Source organism: Xenorhabdus bovienii, from assembly GCF_024721015.1.
GTDB lineage: Bacteria > Pseudomonadota > Gammaproteobacteria > Enterobacterales > Enterobacteriaceae > Xenorhabdus > Xenorhabdus bovienii.
Genome location: NZ_JANAIF010000147.1, coordinates 1 through 3,297 on the forward strand (window position 1 = coordinate 1; position 3,297 = coordinate 3,297).

General features: G+C 49.7%; 6 protein-coding genes. 5 read left to right on the forward strand and 1 reads right to left on the reverse strand.

Translation table 11 applies throughout. The features are described from left to right. Positions 1-456 precede the first annotated feature (456 nt). Entirely contained in the window at positions 457-789 is a 333-nt protein-coding gene (locus tag NXS07_RS19085; protein ID WP_038224160.1) for a type II toxin-antitoxin system RelE/ParE family toxin, read from the forward strand. A 1-nt stretch (position 790) separates the two neighbouring features. Beyond that, positions 791-1,075 (forward strand): NadS family protein, encoded by a 285-nt coding sequence (gene nadS / locus NXS07_RS19090; RefSeq protein WP_038224158.1) that lies wholly within the window; start codon positions 791-793, stop codon positions 1,073-1,075. Positions 1,076-1,105: 30 nt separating this feature from the next. Here nadS and NXS07_RS19095 read toward each other — a convergent pair whose 3' ends face one another. Continuing rightward, on the reverse strand, positions 1,106-1,672 hold the full coding sequence (locus NXS07_RS19095) for a recombinase family protein (RefSeq protein WP_258087414.1): 567 nt from the start codon (positions 1,670-1,672) through the stop codon (positions 1,106-1,108). A 204-nt stretch (positions 1,673-1,876) separates the two neighbouring features. Here NXS07_RS19095 and NXS07_RS19100 point away from each other — a divergent pair, with 204 nt between their 5' ends. The 3 genes from NXS07_RS19100 (at position 1,877) to NXS07_RS19110 (ending at position 3,254) form a co-directional block, all read left to right on the forward strand. Further along, positions 1,877-2,131 (forward strand): type II TA system antitoxin, ParD family, encoded by a 255-nt coding sequence (locus tag NXS07_RS19100; RefSeq protein WP_038224154.1) that lies wholly within the window; start codon positions 1,877-1,879, stop codon positions 2,129-2,131. Then, a complete protein-coding gene (locus NXS07_RS19105) occupies positions 2,131-2,436 on the forward strand; it encodes a type II toxin-antitoxin system RelE/ParE family toxin (RefSeq protein ID WP_258087415.1) in 306 nt (101 codons plus the stop codon). The genes NXS07_RS19100 and NXS07_RS19105 overlap by 1 nt, the downstream gene beginning before the upstream one ends. A 152-nt stretch (positions 2,437-2,588) precedes the next feature. Next, on the forward strand, positions 2,589-3,254 hold the full coding sequence (locus NXS07_RS19110; RefSeq protein WP_258087416.1) for an alpha/beta fold hydrolase: 666 nt from the start codon (positions 2,589-2,591) through the stop codon (positions 3,252-3,254). Positions 3,255-3,297 lie beyond the last annotated feature (43 nt).

The window sequence follows — 3,297 nt, forward strand, 5'->3', positions numbered from 1 at the left end:
AATAAGCATTGTAAACCTCAGTTGATAGTAAAGTTGACGGACATTCTAAATGAATAATTCGGTTATGTCGTATTAAGCGATCATCAGGTAACTAATAGCTCTACTCACTCAGATTCCCTGATAAGTATGACTTTATATCCAACTAACTAAAGTGCCTCACAGTTTTTTATGCTCTACTACTTCATCAAAACAAACTGGTACGTCACTCGTCATTTTCGAGGGTTTTTCCACAGGACCCCTATTAAGAAGATTGCCGCACAAAATGTCCGGAGTTGATCACACGAGCCGCTTTTAAAGCTATGTATAGAGCTGTCTTGGCGATCTTGAGGCACTCAAACCAGCCGATTTCAACGGGATGAGTAATACACCTAAAGGCATAGAATAAATTTGGCATTCATGCTTGTAATTTTAAAGTTTAAAGAGTACTATGTACTCTAAAATAAGGGAGGTTTGACAGTGAGCCATGCGATAGAGTTTATCGAAACGAGTATGTTTACCCGACAGATAAAAGAGATTGCTACTGATGATGAGCTTAAAGAACTGCAACGAGAGCTTATCGAGTCACCAGATAAAGGTGATTTAATACGTGGTACTGGTGGGTTGCGTAAAATAAGAATGGCGATAGGCTCACATGGAAAAAGCGGTAGTGCCAGAGTGATTTATTTTCTTGCAACTGACGATATTATCTATCTGGTGATGGTTTATCCGAAAAGTAAAAAAGATAGCTTAACTGATGCTGAGAAAGCAGAACTGAAAAAGCTGACAAAGTTACTGAAAGATGAGGTGTAACATGAGTTTTTTTGATGAGTTGAAAACATCCCTCGAAGAAGCTGTTGAAATTAAACAAGGTAATAAAGCCGCAGCGCGTGTGACCCTATACGAAGTTGCCGACGTTAAAGCCATTCGTGCCCAACTGAACATTTCACAGGCAGAAATGGCAGAGGCTTTAGGCACTAGCATTGATACTATTAAAAGCTGGGAACAGAAGCGTCGGAATCCGACAGGACTGGCGGCAAAGGTATTGGCTATCATCCAAGACAACCCTAATTTTTATAAGGCTCTGGCGGCGCATTGATTAGCCGGTGTATTGTGCAATTGCCAAATCTCAGGTGCCGGCTTCACTTGCAGCTTTTAAGGCCGTGTATAGGGCTGTCTTGCTTATCTTGAGGCGCGAGGCCGCCTCGCGAACGTTCAGCCCGTTCGCGATGTGTTCGTGTGCCCGCTGCAATTTGTCGGCGGTGACAACGGGTTTGCGTCCGCCCTTTCTTCCGCGTACCGCTGCGGCCGTCAATCCGGCTTTGGTGCGCTCGCGGATCAGGTCGCGCTCGAATTGACCCAACGCGCCGAACACATGGAAGATGAGCCGCCCGCCCGGTGTGGTCGTGTCGATACTTTCGGTGAGAGAGCGGAAGCCGATGCCGCGCGCTTCCAGCGCCCTGACGGTTTCGATCAGGTGCGGCAACGACCGCCCCAGCCTATCCAGCCGCCAGACAGCCAGCACGTCGCTGTCGCGCAGATAGGCCAGTGCCTCGCTCAAGCCCGGGCGGTCGCTTTTTGCACCTGAACACCTGTCCTCGAAAACCCGTTCGCACCCGGCCTTGTGCAGTGCATCCGTCTGCAAGGCTGTGTTCTGTTCTATTGTTGAGACCCGTGCATAGCCGATCAGTGCCATCGTTCACCCCATTTGTCCGTTATTGCGTCCATCTATCATAATGTCCGAAATCCCATTCATCAAGATGTTTTCGGACAGATGTCCGTCATGACCGTCAAACGGTCGTTTGCCGGACAAAACGATATCTGACCATTGTTTAATAAATAGCCACAAACCATTATATGTGCTAATGTGGGTTTGTGTATGACCGATAAGGAGAAAACCATGAGCCGTCTGACAATCGACATCACCGACCGGCAGCACCAAAGCCTGAAGGCATTGGCCGCCCTGCAAGGCAAGACGATCAAGCAATACGCACTCGAACGCCTGTTCCCCGGAATGAGCGATAGCGATCAGGCATGGCAGGATCTGAAAGCCTTGCTGGATACACGCATCAATGAAGGGATGGAGGGGAAGGTGTGCGGGAAAAGCATCGGTGAAATTCTCGATGAAGAACTTGCCGGGAGCGACCGCGCTTGATGGACTATGTACTCACGAAGGCGGCTGAGGCCGATTTACGCGCAATCATCCGCCATACGCGCAAACAATGGGGTGACGTGCAGGTGTGCCGCTACGTCACCGCGCTGGAACAGGGCATCGCGCGGCTTGCTGTCGGCCAAGGCTCTTTTAAGGACATGAGCGCGCTCTTTCCGGCATTGCGCATGGCGCATTGTGAACATCACTATGTGTTTTGTCTGCCGCGTGAAAATGCGCCTGCGTTAATCGTGGCTATTTTTCACGAGCGCATGGATTTGCTGACGCGCCTTGCCGACCGGCTCAAATGACGTACCTCGCCAATCGGCTCAGGCAATATTATGGATATTGTAAGCAAATATAGGAAATTAAAAGAAATTTAAGGCAACAATCGACTGAACTTGCCACGCAACCCTACAAAAAATTGTACCGAACCCTGAAATTCCATAGTGAGGATATCACAATGAACACGATCTGCTATCAGAGTGCCGACGTAGATGGCTTCAAGATTTTCTATCGCGAGGCCGGTCGAGCTGACGCTCCAAAGCTCCTACTGTTGCACGGCTTTCCGAGTGCCGGCCATATGTTCAGGGACTTGATTCCGTTGCTGGCCGATCGCTTCCACATCATCGCGCCCGACTTACCAGGGTTTGGCCAGTCCGACATGCCGGCACGCGGTGCGTTCAAATACACCTTCGATAACATTGCCAAGGTCATCGACCGATTCACCGATGTGGTCTGCTTTGACCGGTTCGCTGTTTATGTGTTTGACTACGGCGCGCCGACTGGCTTCCGACTTGCTATGTGGCATCCCGAACGGATTACAGGCATCATTTCGCAGAACGGTAATGCCTATGAAGAAGGGTTGAGTGAAGGCTGGAACCCAATCAGGGCCTATTGGCAGGACGCCTCTCAGGCCAACCGCGATGCACTGCGTGCCTTCCTCGCTCCCGAGACCACAAACTGGCAATATACTTACGGTGTTCCCGATGAGACGGCCATCTCTCCGGACGGGCAAAACCTCGACAACTATTATCTGACTCGCCCCGGCGCCGCTGATGTGCAACTCGATCTATTAGGCGACTACAAAAGCAACCAGGGGTTACGCATGAAAATATTGAGTGGATAATTCTTTCATTTTTAGAGGGACGCTAATGAAAGAATTAGTGGAG